Consider the following 14842-nt stretch of genomic DNA (forward strand, 5'->3'; position numbering starts at 1 on the left):
GTGGAGGGGCGGGCTCTTTAGCCCCTCCTTCGGCGTAAAATTTGGTTCGTAGGAGGTGGCGAAATGACCCTCGTATTAGATAAAGCCACAACGGTCCTGCCAGTCGATGATGTGGAGCGCGCCCACCGCTTTTATGCGGACACCCTGGGCCTGCCTCACCGTGGAGTGACAGACGACGGAAGTGAACTGTTTGGCTCGGCCGGCGGCCCGATGCTGCAGCTGATGCCAGTCCGGGATGGAAAGCATTCAGAGCACACCACTCTGAGTTTCGAAGTCAGCGAGATCGAGCGCACCGTCAAGGAGATGGAAGCCAAGGGCGTCATGTTCCAGGACTATGATCTCCCCGACCTCAAGACAGAGAACCACATCTGCATTACGGATTCCGAGAAGTGCGCCTGGTTTATGGACACCGAGCACAACATTCTTTGCGTGCACGAGAACATCACCACGGCAGCCGACTACCAGCTCTGAGCGGCAGCTCCACTGCGTCCAGCCTGAGGAAACGGCACCCCGGAGTCCGGGGTGCCGCCTTGCGTGTGAGGGCTGGTCGGGTCGCCGGGCGGGGGCACATTGACACGGACACGCCGGTCTTAGCCGGCGAAACGCGCGCCGAGGCTTTCAAAGTGCCCCCGGACCGCCGCCGTCGCCGTCGGCTCTCTGACCCGCGCCGGAACGCGGCCCGGGCAACAACGGCCGACGCCGTCACGGCGTCCAGTTCCTCGCCGTCGTCGGTGTGCCTGCCGAACCCGGTTCCGGGGTCCAGCGACGCCGCGGCTCGCGCAGACTCTTTTGGCGGCGGGTTCGTCCGGGGGCACATTGACACGGACACGCCGGCGGTCGAAGGCGGAATCCCTGCCGCAACCCGCAAAGTGCCCCCGGACCCCTGCGGCAGGCGCCGGAGGAGGCTAATCCGGGACGTGCAGGCCGTGGAACGCCATGGTGATGACGTCGTCGGCCAGCTTCTGCGGCGACAGGGAACCGCCGGGTTTATACCATTCGACGATCGAGTTAATGGTGCCGAACAGCAGCCGGGTGACCGTGCGGGGGTCAATGTCCTGGCGCAGCGAGCCCTCGTCGCGGGCCGCGGAGATAAGGGCCGCCACCTTGTGGTCGAAGGTGCGGCGGCGTTCGAGGGCGTCCCGTTCGATCTCGGTGTTGCCGCGCAGCCGGAGCAGCAGCGTGACGAACGGCAGCCGCTCCACCAGGACCGAGATGGTCTCCCGCAGCACGAACTCCAGCCGGGCGTCAGCGGAGCCGGTCTGCGCCTCGGGGCGGTCCAGGATGGCCTCAAGGCCGCCCAGGGCGTGGTTCAGCGCGAGCTTCAGCAGGTCTCCCTTGGACGGCACATGGTGGTAGATCGCGGACTTGGAGATGCCCAGGTTCTCGGCGAGAATGCCCATTGAGGTGGCGTCGTAGCCGTGGCGGTTGAAGACGTCGACGGCGATCAGCAGCACCGACTGCTGGTCATAGCCGGGGCGGCCGCGCTTGGTGCTGGTTACTGTGCTGGGCATACTCGCTAGTTTCTCATGAACGGTCGGTCAGTCCGGCCGGGTGGGCCCTGACGGACGCACCCGGCCGGGCTTCTCCGGCGGCGGAGCGCACGGGCCGGGTCAGGCCTTGGGGCGCATGTCGTAGATCCGGCGCAGCTTGCCGTTGGAACGCTCCAGCGAGCCCGGTTCGACGACGTCGACGGTGCAGGAGGATCCGACGTGGATCTTGATCTGCTGCTGCAGGACCTTCGCGGCCGAGGCGACCACCTCGGCGGTGACGGACTCGCGGCGTTCGATCCTGACGGTGAGCTGGTCCATCCGCTGGCCCTCGGGACGGGTGAGTTCGAGCTGGAAGTGCGGGCTCAGCTCCGGGATCCGGAGGGCGATCTCCTCGATTTGCGACGGGAACAGGTTCACGCCGCGCAGGATGATCATGTCGTCGCTGCGGCCGGTGATGCGGCCCATGCGGCGGTGTGCGGGGCGGGCCGTGCCGGGCAGCAGGCGGGTGAGGTCCTTGGTGCGGTAGCGGATGATCGGCAGCGCTTCCTTGGTGAGCGAGGTGAAGACCAGCTCGCCGGGCTCCCCGTCGCCCAGGACCACCGAGGGGTCAAAGGCGTCGATGATTTCGGGGCGGAAGTGGTCCTCCCAGATGTGGCTGCCGTCCTGGGTTTCCACGGCCTCGCCGGCGACGCCGGGTCCCATGACCTCGGAGAGCCCGTAAATGTCGCAGGCCTTGATGTTCATGGTGGTTTCGAGCTCGTGCCGCATTTCCTCGGTCCACGGCTCGGCGCCGAGGACGGCGTACTTGAGCGAGGTGGAGGCCGGGTCAATGCCCTGCTTCATCATCGCGTCCGCAATGGTCAGCAGGTAGGTGGGGGTGGCCAGGATCGCGTCCGGCTTGAAGTCCTGGATGAGCGTGATCTGGCGTTCGGTCTGGCCGCCGGAAATCGGGATGACGGTGCAGCCGAGGGCCTCGGCGCCGGCGTGGGCGCCCATGCCGCCGGTGAAGAGGCCGTAGCCGTAGGCGTTGTGCACCTTCATCCCGGGCCGGACGCCGGAGGCGCGCAGCGAGCGGGCCACGAGCTTGGCCCAGTCCGCGAGGTCCTTCTTGGTGTAACCGACCACGGTGGCGCGGCCGGTGGTGCCGGAGCTGGCGTGGATCCGGGCCACCTCCTGCTGCGGCACGGCGAACATGCCGAACGGGTACTCCAGGCGCAGGTCCTCCTTGGTGGTGAAGGGGAACTTGCCCAGATCGGAGAGCTCACGGAGGTCGGTGGGGTGCACGCCGGCCTCGTCGAACTTGCGCTTGTACAGGGGGACGCGGTCGTAGGCATAGGCCACGGTGTGCTGGAGCCGGCTGAGCTGCAAGGCCTCGAGCTCGTCGCGGGAGATGGTTTCTTCGCGGTCCAGGACGGCGTCGCTGGCGGCGAGGGCAGATTCAGCGGTGGGGGTGGTCATCTGGGGTTCCTACGTTTCTATTTCTTGGAGATGGTGCGGCTGCGGCCGCGGAACTCGGCGATGAGTTCGCCCGGGACGGCGTCGGAAGGAAGTTCGCCCGGGACGGTTGGGGATGCGGCGCCGGCCGGTGCCTGCGTCGTTGCGGGGTCCGCGGCGTAGATCTGGACGTCGTACAGGCCGCTGCGGCCGGTGCTGGCGCGGTGGTTCGCGACGGCGGTCAGGATCTGCCCTCGGAAGGCCGGTTTGATGAAGTTGATGTCCACGCCGGACGCAACCGTAATGGAGCCGGCGTCGGACGCCTCCGGGGCCGCCGGGTTGCAGGCAAGGGCGAACGCGGTGTCGCCGAAGGCGAAGATCATTCCGCCGTGCGCCATGCCGAAGCCGTTGAGCATTTCCTGGCGCAGCGGCATCCGGATGGTGGCGTGGCCGTCGTCGAGCGCCAGGACCTCAATGCCCATCCACTCGGAGGCGTAGTCGTCTTTCAGGATGGGGTGGGTGTGCCCGGAAATCGTCAGTCCAGCCATGCGTCGTTGCCTCCAGCTTTATTTACCGAATGTTCATTAGGTAATCCCATCCGGGTGCCTGCTGTCAAGGGGTGTAAGTATGCTGGGACACATGGCCAAAGGAATCTATGTCAGTGCGACCACGCCGGGATCCGGGAAGTCGCTGGTTGCCTTGGGCCTGGCGGACACGCTGCACCGGCACGCGGACCGCATCGGTTTCTTCAAGCCCGTGGTCCACGGCCGCGCCGACGCCGATCCCATGGTCGCGCTGATGAAGTCCCGCTTCGACCTCGACGACGACCGCTGCCGCAGCGGCCTCACGTTCGCCGAGGTCCGCGGCCTGCTCGCGGAGGGAAAGCGCGAGGAGATCGACTCGCGCTGCGTCGAGATCTTCGCGGAAATGTCCCGGCACTGCGACGTGGTGATCATCGAGGGCACGGACCTGACCGGCCAGGACGCCGCCGTCGAATTCGACCTCAATGCCCGGCTCGCCAACAACCTCGCGGCGCCAATGGTCGCCGTCGTCGGGGCGAAGGGCCGCACCGTGGCCGAAACCGCTGACGCCGTCGAGGTGGCCCGCAAGGAACTCCTCGCCGAGCGCTGCGCGCTGCTGGCGATTATGGTCAACCGCGCCGACCCCGCGGACCTGGAGGCCATCGCCGCGGCGGTCCGGCCCGGCGCCTCCGGCCGCCCGGTCTATGTTTTCCCCGAACTCGAGGACATTGCCCGGCCCACCACGGGCGAGGTGGCCTCCGCGCTGGGCCTCGGCCAGGTGGCCGGCCTGCCGGACCTGGAACGCGATGTGCACTCGGTGAAAGTGGCGGCCATGAACGTGGCCAACTTCCTGCACGTGCTAGACGACGGCGCGCTGGTGATTGTCCCCGGCGACCGGGCGGACGTGCTGGTGGCCTGCCTGGCCTCCTCGTTCTCGCCGGAATTCCCGGTGCCGTCCGCGCTGATCCTGACCGGCGGCCTGGCCCCGGATCCCACCATTTACTCGCTGCTGGCGCAGGCTCCGTTCCCGATCTTTGCCGCCCCGGACGACACCTACGTGACTGCCAAACGCGTCTCCGAGGTCCGCAGCGAGATTTGGTCCGGCCACCGCCGCAAGGTGGCCTCCGCCCTGGGCCTGTGGGCCCGGCGCGTGGACGAGGCCGAACTGCTGGAGCGGCTGCACCTGCCCCGGCCGGAGCGGATGACGCCACTGCGGTTCCTGCACGACCTGATCGAACGGGCCCGTTCGCAGCGCCGCCACATCGTCCTGCCGGAGGGCACCGACGTCCGGATCCTGCGGGCCGCGGAGATCCTGCACCGCCGGGACGTCTGCGAGCTCACCGTGCTGGGCCGCGAGTCCGAGGTCCGTGAGCTTGCGGCCACGCAGGGGATCGATCTCGGCGGCATCAACATCGTGGACCCGGCCACCTCCGAGCTGCGCCAGGGCTTCGCACAGAAATACGCGGAGCTCCGGGCCCACAAGGGCGTGGACCTGGCGAAGGCGCTCGAGGTGATGGAGGACGAGAGCTACTTCGGCACCATGATGGTCCAGCTGGGGGTGGTGGACGGCATGGTCTCCGGCGCAGCGCACACCACGGCGCACACCATCCGCCCGGCGCTGGAGTTCGTGAAGACCCGCGAGGGCGTCAAAATCGTCTCTTCGGTGTTCCTGATGCTGATGCCTGACCGGGTGCTGGTCTACGGCGACTGCGCCGTGAACCCGGAGCCGAACGTGGAGCAGCTCGCGGACATCGCGCTGGCCTCCGCCGAGACCGCCGCCCAGTTCGGCGTCGAGCCGAGGGTGGCGATGCTGTCCTACTCGACCGGCGGGTCCGGGGCCGGGGAGGCGGTGGACGCCGTCCGGCAGGCCACCGAGCTGGTGCGCCAGCGGCGCCCCGATCTCGCGGTGGAGGGGCCCATCCAGTACGACGCCGCCGTCGACGCCGCCATCGCCGAGTCCAAGATGCCCGGCTCCACGGTTGCCGGCCAGGCGACGGTGTTTATCTTCCCGGACCTGAACACCGGTAACAACACCTATAAGGCGGTCCAGCAGTCCTCCGGGGCGGTCGCCGTCGGGCCCGTGCTGCAGGGGCTGCGCAAACCGGTGAACGACCTCTCCCGCGGCTGCACGGTGGATGACATCCTGAACACGGTGGCCATCACCGCGATCCAGGCCCAGTCGGTCCAGCCCTTGCCCGCGCAGCCCGCGCTGCAGCCCGTCGACTCCAAGGCCTAGGAGGCCCCCTTGCTCGTGCTCGTCATCAACTCCGGCTCGTCCTCGCTCAAGTACCAGGTCCGCGACGTCGAGGCCGGCAGCGTCCTCGCCGAGGGGCTCATCGAGAAGATCGGGATGGGCAACGGCGGCGAGGGCGACGGCGAGATCGAGGGCCCCCGCGACCACGCCGAGGCGCTGGAACAGGTGGACGGGGCGATCCACGAGGCTCTCGGTGACCGGCCGCTGGACGCCGTGGGCCACCGCGTGGTGCACGGCGGGGAACGGTTCTCCGAACCCGTGCTGGTCAACAATGAGATCACCCGGGCCATCGAGCGGCTGAACCCGCTGGCGCCGCTGCACAACCCGGCCAACGTGCTCGGTATCCGCGCCATCGCCAAGAAGTGGCCGGAGCTGCCGCAGGTGGCCGTCTTCGACACAGCCTTCCACCGCACCCTGCCCGAGCACGCCTGGCGCTACGCCGTGCCGGACGAGCTGTACACCAACCACGGCATCCGCCGCTACGGCTTCCACGGCACCTCGCACGAGTATGTTGCGAGCCGGGCCGCGGCGCTGCTGGATGTGCCGGTGGAGGAGTTCGACGCCGTGATCGCCCACCTGGGCAACGGCGCGTCCGTCACCGCCATCCGCGGCGGCAAGTCGATTGACACCTCGATGGGCTTCACCCCGCTCGAAGGCCTCGTGATGGGCACCCGCTCGGGCGACCTTGACCCCTCGATCCTGGTCTTCCTCGGCCGGGCCGGCTGGTCCGCCGAGGACCTCGATTCGATGCTGAACCGCCAGTCCGGGCTCAAGGGACTCGCGGGCAACAACGACATGCGCTCGGTCGTCGAGGCGGCCGAGGCCGGGGATGCCCGCTCCGCCATGGCGCTCGCCGTGGCCTCCTACCGGCTCTCGAAGTACATCGGCGGCTACCACGTGGCCGTCGGGGGAGCGAAGGCGCTGGTGTTCACGGCGGGGATCGGCGAAAACTCGCACCAGTTCCGCAGCCTGGTCGCGGAACGGCTCGGCGCGCTCGGCGTGGAACTCGACGCCGGCCTGAACCGGGAACGCTCCAAGGAACCCCGGGTCATCTCGACGCCGGAGTCGGCCCTGCCCGTGCTGGTGGTGCCAACCGATGAGGAGCGCGCGATCGCGGAGGCGACCGCCGCCGTCGTCGCCCTCTCCACGGGTGAACCCAACTAGCTAGCAGCAGGGGCCGTTTTGAGTGCTCAAAACGGCCCCTGCTGCGAGTCAGTTGGGAACGGGACCTAGGCTGGGGGACATGACCGAACTGAACCTGCCCCTCCGCACTGACCGGCTGGTGCTGCGCCGCTTCGAGGCCTCCGACCTGGACGCCTACCACGCCTACCACTCGCTGCCCGAGACCGCCCGGTTCCTCCCCGGGGAGGCGAAGAGCTACACCAAGTCCATGGAGTCTGTGGGCAAGTACGCCAACTTCGTCTTCGAAAAGGAGGGCGATTGGATCTGCCTGGCTATTGAGGCCGCGGACTCGCCCGGCCTGCTCGGGGAAGTGGTGCTCAAGTGGCTGCCCGGCTGCGGGCAGGCCGAGATCGGCTGGAGCCTCGCCCCGGCGGCCCGCGGCAGGGGCATCGCGTCCGAGGCCGCCCGGGCGCTGCTGAAGCTGGGCTTCGAGGACCTGGGGTTTCACCGGATCGACGCCAAGCTGGACGCCCTCAACACGGCCTCCGCGGCACTGTGCGAACGCCTCGGCATGCGGCTGGAGGCCACCCAGGTGGACAAGTGGCACTACAAAGGGCAGTGGGCCACCGAGGTCGTCTACGCCATGCTCGCCGACGAATGGCAGTCCGGGCAGCCGGGCTGACGCTCCCGCCCAGTTACTCCCATCCGCACCCGCCCGGGACGGCCGCACCCCGCCGAAAGCCAGGGCCCCCGTCGGTCTCAGACGAGTGCCGGCGCCGGTAACTGGGCTGGAGCGTTGGCGTTCGGGAGGAGTTGGCTGGCCACGGTGGCGCCACGGGGATCACCGCTTCGCCAAGAATGGCCGACATGGGGGTACCGTGGCGGCCATCTCTGGCAAACCCTCGTTCCTAAGCGGTTCACACACCTACGCCCCGGCCAGTGATGCCGGGCAGCAGTCGGCAGCCGCCAGCTCCCGACGACGGCCTATGGGGCGGGCGAGCGGTCTACTTCAGCCCGGCGCCCGGCAGCAGCTCCGTAGCGCCGAGGGAGTCCGCGACGAACGCGTAGTCCCAGGCGCGTTCCTTCCATTGCACGTAGCGGCCGGACGCGCCGCCGTGGCCGCCCTCCATTTCGATCTTCATCACGATCGGCTCGCTGCCGGTGTTCACCTCGCGCAGCCGCTGCACCCATTTGGCGGGCTCCACGTAGAGCACCCGGGTGTCGTTGAACGAGGTGACCGCCGCGATCTTCGGATACGCCGCGGCCCGGACGTTCTCGTACGGCGTGTAGGACTTCATGTACGCGTACACCTCCGGGTCCGTGATCGGGTTGCCCCATTCCTCCCACTCCAGCGCCGAGAGTGGCAGCTCCGGGTCCAGGATGGTGGTCAGGGCGTCCACGAACGGGACGGCCGCCACGATCGCCGCGTACTTTTCCGGCGCCAGGTTGGCCACGGCGCCCATCAACAGGCCGCCGGCGGAACCGCCCATGGCCGCGATCCGGGCCGGATCCACCCAGCCGGAGCCGGCCAGCCAGTCGGTGGCCGCGATGAAGTCCGTGAAGGTGTTCTTCTTGTGCAGCTTCTTGCCGTCGTCATACCAGTGCCGGCCGAGCTCGCCGCCGCCGCGGATGTGCGCGATCACAAACACGATGCCGCGGTCCAGCAGCGAGAGCCGCGGAATGCCGAAGCCCGGGTCCATGCTCATTTCGTAGGAGCCGTAGCCGTAGACCAGGCCCGCCGCCGTCGCGTCCTGGCGCACCGAGGCGTGCCGGAGCACCGAGAGCGGGATACGGGTGCCGTCCGCGGCCACCGCCCACTCCCGGGTCGCCACGTAGTCGGCGGCCGAGTAGCCGCCCAGCACCGGGCTCTCCTTGCGCAGCAGCAGTTCGCCCGCGGGCTGCTCCGCCGTGGGCAGCACAAAGTCGTACACCCGTGACGGCGTGAAGTAGGAGGTGTAGCCCATCCGGATCACGGGCGCCTCGTAGTCGGAACCGGCCACCCCGGCCGTGTACAGCTCCTCGTCGAAAGCCGGTTCCACCGGCGCGCCCTGGTCCGCGGTGCCGAGCCCGGCCAGCGGCAGGACCTGCACGCGTTCGATCGTGTCCTTGCGGATGGACAGCACGAGGTGGGTGGCGGTGACGCCGGCACCGTTGACGCGCACCTGGTCGGAGTGCGCGACGACGGTCCGCCAGTGCTGCTCGGCGAGCGGCTTTGCGAGCTCTGCCGGGTCCACGAGCGAGACCATCGAGTTGATGGCGTCCTTGTTGTGCGTGATCAGGATGGTTTCCTGCGCGGCTCCCGCGGCGTCGGCCAGCACGAACGGCTCGGCCTCGTAGAGGATGCGCTCGTCGCGTGAGATCACGGTGGTCAGCCCGGCGTCGGGGGCGTCAAACCGCAGCAACCGGGTCTCGCTGAACTCGGAGCAGCCGATCCCCAGGACCAGGTGGCGCCGGTCCGCGGAGAGCTCGAAGCCGAGCCACATGGCGACGTCGTCCTCCTGGTAGATCACCTCGTCGTCGGTGACGGGGGTGCCCAGCACGTGGGCCTTGACCTGGTAGGGCCGCCAGGACGCGTCCACCACGGTGTAGAAGATCCGGGTGCCGTCGGGGGAGAAGGAGAGGCCGTAGAAAACGTTCTCGATCATGTCCGGCAGCAGTTCGCCGGTGCGGAGGTCCTTGATGCGCAGTGTGAACCGCTCGTCGCCGGCGTTGTCCACGGCGTAGGCGTACAGGTTCCCGTCGATGGTCACGGCGGACCCGCCGACGGCGAAGAAGGGCTTGCCCTCGGCCTCGAGGTTGCCGTCCAGGAGGACTTCCTCGCCGGCAATGTCGACGCCGACCTCGACGGCGGGCGGCGTCCAGTCCGCCACCGGGTCGCCGCTGTCCTGGGCGCGGACGCGGCACGCGATGCCGTATTCCTTGCCTTCAACCGAGCGGGTGTAGTACCACCAGCCGTCCTTGCGGTTCGGCACGGAGAGGTCCGTCTCCTGGGTGCGGCCCTTGATCTCTTGGAAGATGGCCTCGCGCAGCGGTTCCTGGTGGGCGGTGACCGCCTCCTGGTACGCGTTTTCGGCCTTCAGCAGTTCCACGACCTCGGCGGATTCCTTGTCCCGCAGCCATTCGTAGTTGTCCTCAAAGACGTCACCGTGGTGCGTGCGGGGCACCGGTACCTTCTTGGCGACGGGGGGCTGAGGGGAGGGCTGCACGGAAGTCTGCGTCATGGACCCAATCTACCGCCCGGCACCTCCTGGACCGGTCCCCCCGGACCGGATGGGGCGCACCCTTAGTTCCCGTTCTGGAAACCGTGGGAGGCCACATAGTTGGCGAGCCCGCCGGAGGCCAGCGCGGCGGCCACCTCGGCGGTGGCGCCGGGATTCTGCAGCACAATTGACTGGCCGTCAGAGCTCGTGCCGATGCCGGCCGTCGGAAGCGTGAAGAACGTCCCGTTGCCTGCCGGGACGCTGCGCAGGCTGAAGGCCAGCCGTTCCAGGGTTTCCTGCGTCAGCCCCGGAGTCACCGAAACGTGGGGCAGCACGCCTGTCACGAACGAGTGAACCGTCCCGCGGTCCACCAGGACGCCGCTCCCCAGCGCCTTGGCGAGCACGGCCTTGAGGAAGGTCTGCTGGTTCCGGACCCGCTGGTAGTCGCCATCGGAGAACGCCTTGCGCTCGCGGACGAAATCGAGGGCCAGGGCGCCGCTGAGCTTGTTCACGCCAGGCCCGAAGTAGTGCTGGGTCTCAATGGTGCCGGTGAAGGGCCGCGTCACGTCGACGTCGATTCCTCCCAGCACGTCGATCAGGGCGGCAAAGCCCTCGAAGTCGACCATCACGGTGTGCTGGATCGGCTGGCCCAGCAGGGACTCCACGGTCTGTGTCTGCAGCGGAATCCCTCCGCGCTCAAGCCCGGCGTTGACCTTCGCCCCGCCATAACCGGGGATGTCCACCCACAGATCGCGCATGAGCGAGATGCCGTAGATGCTCTGCCGGTCGGCCGGGAGGTGGAGGAAGACCAGGACGTCGCCGCGCTGGTCGGACCCGTTGCCGGCCAAGGCCTCGCCGCGGGCGTTGACGCGGCTGTCGCTGCCGATCAGCAGGATATTCAGGTCCGTCGGGGCCGGTTCAGGCGTGGGGGTGGGCGTCGGCGTCGGGGTGGGGGTCGGCGTCGGCGAAGCGGTGGTGGGAGGGGCGGCAGTGGGCGGGGCTGCCGCCTCGGGCTTCGGCAGGGACAGGACCACGGCCGTGATGACGACGGCGATCACCAGCAGGGCCGCGGCCGCCGCGGCGGCCAACCTCCGACGCCGGTTCCAGCCGTCAGCCGCCGGGAGGGCTCGCCCGTCAGGACCTTGCGGGTCCGGCGGTTCCTGTGCCATATAGTCCCTCTAGTTGCCGTGGCCGAAGTTCTTGGCGTCAGTGTACTCGCCCAGTTTGTCGGCGGTGAGCGCCGCCTTGATCTCCTCGATGGCAGCGACATCCGGCAGCACGATTGACTGGCCGTCTGCGGAGGTGCCAATGCCGGCGGTGGGAAGGGTGAAGGAGACCGCGTCTCCGCCCCGGACGCCGCGGAGGCTGAACGCCAGGCGGGCCACCTCGACGGAATCCAGGCCGGGAGCAACGCTGAGGTAGGGGGAAACGGCGCTGAGCACGTTGTGCAGGGTAACCGGGTTTCCGAGAGTGCCGCCGTTGAACGTTTTCGCGATGACTGCCCGCAGGAAGGTCTGCTGGTTGCGCACCCGCTGGTAGTCGCCGTCGGCGAAGGCGTAGCGCTCGCGGACGAAGGCCAGGGCCTGGGCGCCGTTGAGCATGTTCTTGCCTTCGGTGAAAGCGTATTTTCGGTTGCGGTCGGCGGTGAAGGGCACCTTCACGTCGACTTCGACGCCGCCGAGGGCGTCGGTGAGGCCCTTGAACCCTTCGAAGTCGATGCTGACCACGTGGTCGATCCGCTGCTGGAGCAGTCCCTCGACCGTCCGGACCATCAACGGGACTCCGCCCAAGGCCAGGGCGGCGTTGATCTTGGCCTTGCCGTGGTCCGGGATGTCGACCCAAAGATCGCGCATCAGCGAGACGCTGTAGACGTGGCTGCGGTCCGAGGGGATGTGCAGCAGCATGAGTGTGTCTGAGCGCTGGTTGGATGCCTCCCCGGCGGCCGCCTTGGCCGACGCCCCGCCCTGGGACGTGTCGCGGCTGTCGCTTCCCATCAGCAGGATGTTCATCGGCCGTTCCGCGCCTACGGGGACGGTCGGGGGAGCGACGCGGAGGGCATCGGGGGGAAAGGCGTTTACGATCTTGATGGTTTGGGTGTCGTAGATCTGCGCCAACGAGTGCAGATAGGCCCCGACCGCGCTGGAACCCATCAGCAGGACGGTCAGGACCGCGACCAGAAGCGTGCGTCGCCGGAGCTTCCGCCCGCCGGTTTGGGCCGCCGGCACCAGCTGCGTCGACACCGGCAGACGTCCGGGGCCTTGTGTTTCCATCAAATCAAATGCTGCACGCGTCGACATGAGCGTCCCCTGAACTTCGTGCAACGTCCGGCGAGGATCGTCGGGAGACCCCGCTGCAGTCGGTCAGGCAGACGCTATCCGGCGGACCTTGGGTTTTCCTTGAGTCCTCTGGTCCTTGACTCGCTTCCCGCCTTCCGCATATCCTGAACGAACGGTCGGTAATTATTTATCGGAAACGCATAGGAGCAACCATGGCATCGCAGACCCTGCAGTCAGTGCCCGCCGGGCCATCGCCGGCACGGCACGAAATGAGCCCCGAGGACGCGGCCCGCCGTGATGCCGAGGGCCAGGCGTATTTCGACAAGGTCATGGCGGAGGATTCGCGGATCGAGCCCCGCGACTGGATGCCCCCGGCCTACCGCAAAACCCTGCTGCGCCAGATCTCGCAGCACGCGCACTCGGAGATCATCGGCATGCAGCCGGAAGCCAACTGGATCTCCCGCGCCCCGAGCCTTAAGCGCAAGGCGATCCTGATGGCCAAGGTTCAGGACGAGGCCGGTCACGGCCTGTACCTGTATTCCGCCGCCGAGACCCTCGGCCAGCCGCGCGATCAGATGATGCAGGACCTGATGGACGGCAAGGCCAAGTATTCCTCCATCTTCAACTACCCCGCCCGCACCTGGGCGGACATGGGTGCCATCGGCTGGATGGTCGACGGCGCCGCTATCGCCAACCAGGTGCCGCTGTGCCGCGCCTCCTTCGGCCCCTACGGCCGCGCCATGGTCCGCGTCTGCAAGGAAGAATCCTTCCACCAGCGCCAGGGCTTCGAGATCCTGCTCGAACTTTCCCACGGCACGCCCGAGCAGAAGCAGATGGCGCAGGACGCCGTGAACCGCTGGTACGCCCCGGCGCTGATGATGTTCGGCCCGCCGGATGACGACTCGCCCAACTCCAAGCAGTCCATGGCCTGGAACATCAAGCGCTTCAGCAACGACGAGCTCCGCAACCGCTTCGTCGGCATGATGATGGAGCAGGTCAAAGTCCTGGACCTGACCCTGCCGGACAAGGACATCCGCTTCAACGAGGAAACCCGCAAGTGGGAGCACGGGCCGCTGGACTGGGATGAGTTCCACGAAGTCCTGGCCGGCCGGGGACCGTGCAACGCCCAGCGCCTGGAACGGCGTCGCGAAGCCCACAACAACGGCGCCTGGGTGCGCGAAGCCGCTGCCGCGTACGCGGAAAAGCAGGCCCGGAAGCAAGCAGAGAAGGAATCCGCAGCATGATCCCCAATGACTCCCCAACCTCGCAAGCTCGGCCGAAGACCCCTGTCATCGTGGCCCCAACCCCCGAACCGCACGCAGGCAACGTCTGGCCCATCTGGGAAGTTTTTGTCCGCTCCAGCCGCGGCCTTTCCCACGTCCACGCCGGCTCCCTGCACGCGCCGGATGCCGCCATGGCCCTGCGCAACGCCCGCGACCTCTACACCCGCCGCAACGAAGGCGTGTCCATCTGGGTAGTCCCCGCGGACGCGATCGCCTCGTCCGACCCGGACGCCAAGGGCGCGTTCTTCGAGTCGCCGCAGGGCAAGGACTACCGGCACGCGACTTACTACACCAAGAGTGAGGGTGTGAAGCACCTGTGAGCACCTCATCTGAAACGGCAGCAGAAACAACCGGCCATGGCGACCTCAACGTCGGCGTCGCGGGAGCAAGCGGCACTGGCGAGGCCACCGCCAGCGCCACCCGCATCACCCCCGGCAACGCCCTCCGCCCGGAGGACATCGCCCTGGCCGTCAGCCGCGGCACCGCCAAGCCCAGCGAGGACGTTGCCGAGTTCGCCCTGCGCCTGGGCGACGACGCACTGGTCCTCTCGCAGCGCCTGGGCCACTGGATTTCCCGCGCCCCGGAGCTCGAAGAGGACATCGCCCTGGGCAACATCGCACTGGACCAGCTGGGCCACGCCCGGTCCTTCCTCAGCTACGCCGGCGGCGCCCTCGGAGAGGACGGCTCGGCCCGCAGCGAGGACGACCTCGCCTACTTCCGCCGCGAGCACGAATTCCGCTCCGTCGAGATCTTCGAAATCCCCAATGGCGACTTCGCGGTCACCATCGCCCGGCAGTTCGTGGTGAGCTACTACCAGTTCGAGCTGTACCGCCGGCTCGTCGAATCCACCGACGCCACCCTCGCCGGCATCGCCGCCAAGGCCGTCAAGGAAGTGGACTACCACCGCGACCACAGCGCCCAGTGGGTGCAGCGCCTGGCGCTCGGCACGGATGAGTCCCGCGCGAAGATGATCCACGGCTTCAAGGTCGTCTGGCCCTACGTCGACGAGCTGTTCCGCGACGACGAGCTCACCGCCCGGCTCAGCGAGACCGGCGCCGCCGTGCAGCCCTCCAGCCTGCGTGCCGACTTCGACCGGCTCACCGGCGAAGTGCTCGCCGAGGCGGAACTCGACGTTCCGCAGGTCCAGCCCGCCCCGGGCGGCGGACGCCGCGGACTCCACTCCGAACACCTGGGCTACCTGCTGGCCGAAATGCAAGTGCTGGCGCGCGAATTCCCCGGAGCGAGCTGGTAACCATGCCGGA

At 68.2% G+C, this 14842-nt stretch carries 13 protein-coding genes; 7 read left to right on the forward strand and 6 right to left on the reverse strand.

The annotated features are described in order from the left end of the window. The first annotated feature begins 63 nt into the window (after positions 1-63). Positions 64-471, forward strand: a complete 408-nt coding sequence (locus AC6I9V_RS11295; RefSeq protein ID WP_497899512.1) for a VOC family protein — start codon at positions 64-66, stop codon at positions 469-471. A gap of 434 nt (positions 472-905) precedes the next feature. Here AC6I9V_RS11295 and AC6I9V_RS11300 read toward each other — a convergent pair whose 3' ends face one another. From AC6I9V_RS11300 to AC6I9V_RS11310, 3 genes are all read right to left on the reverse strand, one after another. Continuing rightward, complete coding sequence (locus AC6I9V_RS11300) at positions 906-1511, reverse strand: TetR/AcrR family transcriptional regulator (RefSeq protein ID WP_349412384.1); 606 nt, start codon at positions 1509-1511, stop codon at positions 906-908. 99 nt (positions 1512-1610) lie between these two features. Then, positions 1611-2948, reverse strand: coding sequence for a phenylacetate--CoA ligase PaaK (paaK, locus tag AC6I9V_RS11305; protein ID WP_349412383.1), 1338 nt, complete (start codon positions 2946-2948; stop codon positions 1611-1613). Positions 2949-2965: 17 nt separating this feature from the next. After that, entirely contained in the window at positions 2966-3472 is a 507-nt protein-coding gene (locus AC6I9V_RS11310) for a hotdog fold thioesterase (protein ID WP_497899513.1), read from the reverse strand. A gap of 91 nt (positions 3473-3563) precedes the next feature. Between AC6I9V_RS11310 and pta the strand changes: the two genes are divergently transcribed. From pta to AC6I9V_RS11325, 3 genes are all read left to right on the forward strand, one after another. Further along, on the forward strand, positions 3564-5681 hold the full coding sequence (gene pta / locus AC6I9V_RS11315) for a phosphate acetyltransferase (RefSeq protein ID WP_497899514.1): 2118 nt from the start codon (positions 3564-3566) through the stop codon (positions 5679-5681). Positions 5682-5690: 9 nt separating this feature from the next. Further along, on the forward strand, positions 5691-6863 hold the full coding sequence (locus AC6I9V_RS11320) for an acetate kinase (RefSeq protein ID WP_497899515.1): 1173 nt from the start codon (positions 5691-5693) through the stop codon (positions 6861-6863). A 79-nt stretch (positions 6864-6942) separates the two neighbouring features. Further along, a complete protein-coding gene (locus AC6I9V_RS11325) occupies positions 6943-7503 on the forward strand; it encodes a GNAT family N-acetyltransferase (protein WP_497899516.1) in 561 nt (186 codons plus the stop codon). 322 nt (positions 7504-7825) lie between these two features. Here AC6I9V_RS11325 and AC6I9V_RS11330 read toward each other — a convergent pair whose 3' ends face one another. From AC6I9V_RS11330 to AC6I9V_RS11340, 3 genes are all read right to left on the reverse strand, one after another. Continuing rightward, positions 7826-10042: a S9 family peptidase gene (locus tag AC6I9V_RS11330; RefSeq protein ID WP_497899517.1), complete on the reverse strand. Its 2217-nt coding sequence runs from the start codon at positions 10040-10042 to the stop codon at positions 7826-7828. A 62-nt stretch (positions 10043-10104) separates the two neighbouring features. After that, on the reverse strand, positions 10105-11190 hold the full coding sequence (locus AC6I9V_RS11335) for an LCP family protein (protein ID WP_497899518.1): 1086 nt from the start codon (positions 11188-11190) through the stop codon (positions 10105-10107). 9 nt (positions 11191-11199) lie between these two features. Continuing rightward, positions 11200-12291, reverse strand: coding sequence for an LCP family protein (locus AC6I9V_RS11340; RefSeq protein WP_497899520.1), 1092 nt, complete (start codon positions 12289-12291; stop codon positions 11200-11202). Between the two features lie 218 nt (positions 12292-12509). Here AC6I9V_RS11340 and paaA point away from each other — a divergent pair, with 218 nt between their 5' ends. Genes paaA through paaC form a run of 3 tightly spaced genes read left to right on the forward strand, consistent with a single transcriptional unit; the run spans position 12510 to position 14832 of the window. Continuing rightward, a complete protein-coding gene (paaA, locus tag AC6I9V_RS11345; RefSeq protein ID WP_497899522.1) occupies positions 12510-13541 on the forward strand; it encodes a 1,2-phenylacetyl-CoA epoxidase subunit PaaA in 1032 nt (343 codons plus the stop codon). Further along, positions 13538-13900 (forward strand): 1,2-phenylacetyl-CoA epoxidase subunit PaaB, encoded by a 363-nt coding sequence (paaB, locus tag AC6I9V_RS11350; protein ID WP_497899523.1) that lies wholly within the window; start codon positions 13538-13540, stop codon positions 13898-13900. The genes paaA and paaB overlap by 4 nt, the downstream gene beginning before the upstream one ends. Next, the gene (gene paaC / locus AC6I9V_RS11355) at positions 13897-14832 is read left to right on the forward strand and encodes a 1,2-phenylacetyl-CoA epoxidase subunit PaaC (protein ID WP_497899524.1); all 936 of its coding nucleotides are present in this window, start codon (positions 13897-13899) and stop codon (positions 14830-14832) included. Before paaB ends, paaC begins: the two co-directional genes overlap by 4 nt. Positions 14833-14842 lie beyond the last annotated feature (10 nt).

The sequence above is a fragment of the Arthrobacter sp. SlRoot2-15 genome (genome assembly GCF_059739345.1).